The 6,709-nt window shown below is 69.1% G+C and carries 5 protein-coding genes; all 5 read left to right on the top strand.

Features of this window, described 5'->3' with window-relative positions:
• Positions 1–1,018, top strand: a 1,018-nt coding sequence (locus B2P18_RS01185) for a UDP-galactopyranose/dTDP-fucopyranose mutase family protein (RefSeq protein ID WP_286955535.1), incomplete at its 5' end; no start/stop codon positions are given.
• Positions 1,015–2,988 carry a glycosyltransferase gene (locus B2P18_RS01180; protein ID WP_286955534.1) on the top strand — a complete coding sequence of 658 codons (1,974 nt, stop codon included), beginning with the start codon at positions 1,015–1,017 and terminating at the stop codon, positions 2,986–2,988. The genes B2P18_RS01185 and B2P18_RS01180, both read left to right, overlap by 4 nt.
• Positions 2,989–3,004: 16 nt before the next feature.
• A complete protein-coding gene (locus B2P18_RS01175; RefSeq protein WP_286955532.1) occupies positions 3,005–3,895 on the top strand; it encodes an ABC transporter permease in 891 nt (296 codons plus the stop codon).
• 2 nt (positions 3,896–3,897) lie between these two features.
• Positions 3,898–4,650 carry an ABC transporter ATP-binding protein gene (locus B2P18_RS01170; RefSeq protein WP_286955531.1) on the top strand — a complete coding sequence of 251 codons (753 nt, stop codon included), beginning with the start codon at positions 3,898–3,900 and terminating at the stop codon, positions 4,648–4,650.
• Positions 4,647–6,680: a DUF6541 family protein gene (locus B2P18_RS01165; RefSeq protein WP_286955530.1), complete on the top strand. Its 2,034-nt coding sequence runs from the start codon at positions 4,647–4,649 to the stop codon at positions 6,678–6,680. Before B2P18_RS01170 ends, B2P18_RS01165 begins: the two co-directional genes overlap by 4 nt.
• Positions 6,681–6,709 lie beyond the last annotated feature (29 nt).

Raw genomic sequence — 6,709 nt, 5'->3', positions numbered from 1 at the left:
CGGCGCGCACCTGTTCCACACGTCCAACGAGCGGGTGTGGGACTACGTCAACCGGTTCACGTCCTTCACGGGCTACCAGCACCGCGTGTACACCAGCCACGGCGGCGAGGTCTACCCCATGCCGATCAACCTCGGCACGATCAACCAGTTCTTCCGCTCGTCCTACTCGCCGGACGAGGCGCGCGCGCTGATCCGCGAGCAGTCCGCGGAGCTGGGGGACAAGGAGCCCGAGAACTTCGTCGAGAAGGGCGTGTCCCTCATCGGGCGCCCGCTCTACGAGGCCTTCATCGCGCACTACACCGCCAAGCAGTGGCAGACCGACCCCGAGAAGCTGTCGGCCGACATCATCAGCCGGCTGCCCGTGCGGTTCACCTACGACAACCGCTACTTCAACGACACCTACGAGGGCCTGCCGACCCGCGGCTACACCCACTGGCTGCAGACCATGGCCGACCACCCCAACATCGAGGTCCGCCTCGAGACGGACTTCTTCGACGAGGGCCAGGAGCTGTCCCGGGGCAACGTCGTGGGCAACGTGCCGGTCGTCTACACCGGCCCCGTCGACCGTTACTTCGACTACCAGGCGGGCCGCCTCGGCTGGCGGACCATCGACCTGGAGGAGCAGCGCCTCGACGTGGGCGACTTCCAGGGCTGTCCGGTCATGAACTACCCCGACGCCGACGTGCCCTTCACCCGCATCCTGGAGTTCCGGCACTTCCACCCCGAGCGGGACATGGCCAAGGACAAGACGATCATCCACCGCGAGTACTCCCGCTTCGCCGGCGACAGCGACGAGCCCTACTACCCGGTCAACACGCCCGAGGACCGCCAGCAGCTGCTGGCCTACCGCGACCTGGGGCGCGCGGAGCAGGGGGTCCTGTTCGGGGGCCGCCTCGGCACCTACAAGTACTTCGACATGCACATGGCCATCGGCGCCGCGCTGAGCATGGTCGACAACAAGCTCGCCCCGCACTTCGAGCAGGGCGAGGCGCTGGTCAGTGGAGGAGTGGACGCATGAGCGAGGCTGGGACCACCATGGCGACCCGACGTCCGACGCGAGGTCGCCGTCCCGTCGACGACCTGGCCGGTGAGGGGCGCCGCACCGCGATGCGCGTCATCTTCCCGTACGACGGCGACCTGGACACGCTCAACCTCTACATCGACCTGCCGAAGGGTGCCAGCCAGGAGGAGGTCCACCCGGACGACGTCCTGGGTCGGCACAGCGTGCGGGTCCGCCCGGGTCGACGACTGTCGATGGGGTCCTACTTCAACGCCTTCCCGGCGTCCTACTGGCGACGGTGGACGGTGGCGACCGAGACCCGCCTGACGGTCCGCACGCGAGGCGAGGGCGCGGTGATCGTCTACCGCTCCAACGCGCGTGGCAACCAGCAGCGCGTGGACTCTGTGCGCGTGGACGGTGAGGCCACGTCCACGTTCGACCTCTCGTTCACGACCTTCGGGGACGGTGGCTGGTACTGGTTCGACCTGGTCTCGGGCACCGACGGCATGGTGCTCGAGGGTGCCGACTGGTCCGTGGCGGAGAACGACCGCCCCTACGGCACCGTCACCCTCGGCGTCACCACCTTCAACCGCTCGGACTACTGCGTCCGCAACATCGGCGTCGTCGCCGAGGACGACGACCTGCGCGCCGTCCTCGACGAGCTGATCATCGTCGACCAGGGCAACAAGCTGGTCGAGGACGAGCCCGGCTTCCCGGGCCTCGCCGAGCGCATGGGCGAGCAGCTGCGCGTCATCCGGCAGGACAACCTCGGTGGGTCCGGCGGTTTCGCACGCAACCAGTACGAAGCCGCGGTGGGCGGCAAGAGCGACTACGTCGTCATGCTCGACGACGACATCCAGCTCGAGCCCGAGTCGATCATCCGCATCACGACCTTCGCCGACCTGTGCCGCAAGCCGACCCTGGTGGGTGGCCACATGTTCGACCTGCTCAACAAGTCGGTGCTGCACACCTTCGGCGAGATCGTCGACCCCTACCGCTGGCAGCCCACGCTGCCGGGGCCCGACCAGTACCTCGGCCACGACTTCGCGCGCACCCCGCTGCGCAAGACGCCGTGGATGCACCAGCGCGTCGACGTCGACTACAACGGCTGGTGGATGTGCCTCATCCCCACCCAGGTCATCCGCGAGATCGGGCTGTCCCTGCCCGTCTTCATCAAGTGGGACGACGCCGAGTACGGCCTGCGCGCCAAGGCGGCGGGCTACCACACGGTCTCGCTGCCGGGGGCGGCCTGCTGGCACGTCTCCTGGATCGACAAGGACGACCTGGTGGGGTGGCAGGCCTACTTCCACACCCGCAACCGCCTCATCTCCGGGCTCCTGCACAGCCCCTATCCCTACGGCGGCGAGCTGGTGCGGCGGGCCGAGATGGACGACGTCAAGCACCTCGTGTCCATGCAGTACTACACGGTCGAGGGGCGCCTCCAGGCGCAGCGCGACCTGCTCGCGGGACCGGACGCCCTCCACGACATCCTCCCCAAGCGGCTGCCCGAGCTGCGAGCCCGTATGACGGCGCACGACGACAGCGTGCTGCGCCCCGAGGTGGACGAGTTCCCCCAGGTCAGGTCGCCCAAGCCGCGTCGCCCGCGCAAGTGGAAGACCCCGCCGGTCGGACGACTCGTGCTCGAGGGCGGCAAGGCACTGGCGCGCCAGGTCCTGCCGCTGCGCGAGGGCGCCGAGGAGCACCCCCAGACGCTGATCGCCCACAAGGACAACAAGTGGTGGAACGTCGCCCAGTACGACAGCGCACTGGTCACGAACGCCGAGGGCACCGGGATCGCGTGGTACCGGCGCAAGCCCGAGCTGGTGCGCTCCATGCTGCGGGAGTCGGCCACCAACCACGCCCGCATCCTCGCCGAGTTCCCTCGGCTGCGTAAGGAGTACCAGGAGGCGCTGCCGCGCATCACGTCCTTCGAGGCGTGGGAGCGGACCTTCGGCATCGAGCCGCGAGACCGCGGCACCGAGCAGTAGGGACGAGCAGCGCTCCGTGGACAACCCCTCGTCGATCACCGCTCAACCCTTCCGGGAGCCCGGCCACAGCGCTGGGCTCCTGGAGATCCCGAAGTGGCGGTTCCTGCTGCGGCTCCTCGTCCGCAAGGAGCTCCGCGTGCGCTACCGCGGCTCGGCCCTCGGGCTGCTGTGGAGCTATGTCAAGCCGGCCGTGCAGATCGTGGTGTTCTACCTCGCGCTCGGCAAGTTCCTCCGGCTGGAGGAGTCGATCCCGAACTACGTGATCTACATGTTCGGCGGGATCGTCATGGTCAACTTCTTCAACGAGGTCTTCGGCAACACCACGAAGTCCATCGTCTGGAACGCCGACCTGGTCAAGAAGATCTACCTGCCGCGTGAGCTGTTCCCGGTCGCGAGCGTGTGGGTGGCCTTCGTGCACTTCGTCCCGCAGCTGCTGGTGCTGCTGGTCGGGGCGCTGATCGCCGGGTGGCGTCCGGGGCCTCTGAACCTGCTGGCCGGCCTGGGGTGCGTGACCATCGTCGGTGTCCTCGCGCTGGGGATGGGCCTGCTGTTCGGGTCGATGAACGTCCTGTTCCGTGACGCCGAGAACTTCGTCGACCTGATCGTCATGGTCGCCACGTGGCTGTCTCCGGTGCTCTACACCTGGCAGAAGGTGCACGACGAGGTCCCGGGGTGGGCGTGGACGATCTACCAGGCCAACCCCCTCACGGCTGCGGTCGAGCTGGCGCACTACGCCTTCTGGATCCCCACGTCCGGCGTCGTGCCCGCCGGGCAGGACGCCGGCGCGCTGATGCCTCCCCACTGGGTGTGGTGGAGCGTGCTCGGCCTGGCCCTGTCGTCCTTCGTCCTGCTGCTCGGTCAGCTCGTCTTCCGCCGGCTCGAGGGCCGCTTCGCCCAGGAGCTGTGATCGTGACCGACACCCGTGCCGACCTGACCGTGGTCCGCGTTGACCACGTCGACAAGAGGTTCACCCTGCGCCACTCCCACTCCCTCAAGGAGTGGGCCATGTGGACCGTGCGGGGCCGCCAGGGCGAGCTGTCCGAGACCTTCCTGGCTCTCGAGGACATCACCCTCCAGATCGAGCGCGGCGAGTCCGTCGGGCTCCTGGGCTTCAACGGTTCCGGCAAGTCCACGCTGCTCAAGCTGCTGTCGGGCGTCATGCTGCCCGACCGGGGCACCGTCGGGATCCGGGGTCGGATCGCCGGGCTGATCGAGGTGGGCGCGGGCTTCCACCCCGACCTCACCGGCCGCGAGAACGTCTATCTCAACGGCTCGATCCTCGGCATGTCGGAGGCGGAGATCGACGCCAAGTTCGACGCCATCGTGGCGTTCAGCGAGATCGAGAAGTTCATCGACACCGAGGTGAAGTTCTACTCCTCCGGCATGTTCCTGCGCCTGGCCTTCGCGGTCGCCGCTCACTCGGAGCCCGACATCTTCCTCATCGACGAGATCCTCGCCGTGGGCGACGAGCCCTTCCAGCGCAAGTGCCTCGAGCGCGTCTCCGAGCTCAAGGCGCAGGGACAGACCCTGGTGGTCGTGACCCACGACCTCGACATGGTGCAGCGCGTCTGTGACCGGGGAGTCGTCCTGGAGCGCGGCCACGTGGTGCACGACGGGTCGATCGTCAGCGCCGTCGAGCACCTCCGCGGGGGCACGCGATGACGTGGGTCCCCGTCCTGCCGGCGCTGCTGGTCGCTGCTCTGCTGCTGACCGTTCCGGGGTTGCTCGTCGGGCTGGCGCTCGGCCTACGGAACGAGCCGTCGTTGGGCGCCGCGCCGCTCCTGTCCGTCGTGACCGTCGCGCTCGCCATCCCGCTGTCCTCGGTACTCGGCCTGAAGTGGGGGCTGCTGCCCATCGCGGCGACCACTGCGGTCCTGGTGCTGGGAGGCCTGCTGTGCTGGTGGCTCGCACGCAGGTTCCTGCCGGCCACGGCTGTGGCAGCCCGCCGCGACCCGCCGCGGTCGGCGCGCCTCGACCTCCTGACCTTCTCGATCACGGCGGTGGCGGGAGCGGCATGGGTCGGGGCTGTGTGCATCCACACCATCGGAGACGTGGCGACCGTCCAGCAGACGTTCGATGGTGTCTTCCACGTCAACGCCATCGCGCGGGTCGCCGAGACGGGGTCGGCATCGCCCGGCACCGTCTCCGCCACGTCCAACACGACTGGCGCCGCTCCGTTCTACCCCCCGTTGTTCCATGCGCTGGGTGGTCTGCTGGTGGCCTGGCTCGGCCTCACTCCCGTGGTCGCCGCCAACGTGCTCGCAGTGGTCGTGGCCGCCGTGGTCTGGGTGCTGTCGATGGCGCTCCTGGGGCATGTAGTCCTCGCCCGACGACGTCTCGGGGTGGCTGCCTGCGTGCTCGCGGCCTGCGCCATGCCCGTGTTCCCCTACCTGCTCATGTCCTTCGGGGTTCTCTGGCCGAATCTGCTGAGCGTGGCCGTGCTACCCACGGTCCTGGCCTTTGTGGTCGTGGTCCTGGGGGAGTCTGAGGTACCGACGATTCCCTGGGCCACCTCCCTCGTGGGGGGTGTCCTCAGCCTGGCGGGTCTCTACTACGCACACCCGGGCGGGGTGTTCGCCGCCGTCGCGCTCGCCCTCCCCGTGCTCGCCTCGTCACTCGTGTCCCTCGGCGCGACCGTATGGCGTCGCCGACCGCTCGGTCCGTTCTGGGCGGTCCTGGGTGCGGTCCTGGTCGTCGTCGCCCTTAGCGTGGCCTGGAACGTCGTGCTCTCGGTGCCGCAGGTGCAGAGCACCATGAAGTTCGACTGGCGCGCGACGATGACCATGGCTCAGGCGTTCGGCAACGCACTGGCGCTGGCGACGCCCCTGTCACCCGCCTCGTGGTTGCTCGCATGGCTCGTCGTCGGGGGAGCGGCCCTGGCGATCCGGCATCGCCATCAGCGCTGGCTCGTCCTCGCCCACGCCGTCGTGGTGTACCTGTACATGCTCGCAGCGGGCAGCGACGAGCAGACGTCCCAGGAGCTGACCGGCTTCTGGTACAACGACCAGTACCGTCTGGCGGCGTTGCTGCCCATCACGGGTGCGCCACTCGCTGGCCTCGCGCTCGTGCGGTGTCGTGATCTTCTGCTGCGAGCGCTGTCCCTCTGGCGCCATCGGCGGGGCTCGCACCAGGAGTCCTCGAACCCGGGTCGACGCGGCCCGGACATCCTGCGCTGGGGAGCTGCTGGTGCCGTTCTTGCCGTCGTGGTGCTGCTGCTGCCTGGCCAGTGGCGCCTGGTCGGCCCGGCCTATGTCCTCCGGGGTGGCTACTACCCAGGCTCTGACGCGTCGGAGCTGATCGACCAGCCCGAGCGGCAGCTCTATGCCCGGCTGCTGGCGCCCGCGCCGGGGGACGAGGCGCTGGTGATCGGCGACCCGTGGACCGGTGGGGCGCTGGCCGGCCCGATCAGTGGCAGGGAGGGCGTCTACGGCCACATGATCAACCGCATGGACCCTGACCGCGAGCTGCTGAGCACCAGGTTCCGGGAGCTGGCGACGGATCGGGCGGTGTGCGCCGCGGTCCGCAGGCTCGGCATCGGCTACGCCGTGGAGGACACCCGGCACTTCAGGCCCGACGACCCGCGGACCCGGACCTACCCCGGCATCGACGGGCTCGCCGGCCGTCCCGGGCTCGAGCTGCTCGGGCGCGACGGCACCGTGTCCGTCTACCGCGTCCTGCCCTGTCAGACCTAGGACGTGGGGCACGCAGCGGGGGTCGGCCA

This window comes from Arsenicicoccus sp. UBA2120 (assembly GCF_002330965.1).
Classification (GTDB): domain Bacteria; phylum Actinomycetota; class Actinomycetes; order Actinomycetales; family Dermatophilaceae; genus Arsenicicoccus; species Arsenicicoccus bolidensis.
This window is presented reverse-complemented; position numbering and strand designations above follow the sequence as displayed.

What these genes read in the sequence shown, in the direction of transcription:
- B2P18_RS01180 (WP_286955534.1), top strand. Translation starts at nt 1,015, where the DNA reads ATGAGCGAGGCTGGGACCACCATGGCGACCCGACGTCCGACGCGAGGT.
- B2P18_RS01165 (WP_286955530.1), top strand. Translation starts at nt 4,647, where the DNA reads ATGACGTGGGTCCCCGTCCTGCCGGCGCTGCTGGTCGCTGCTCTGCTG.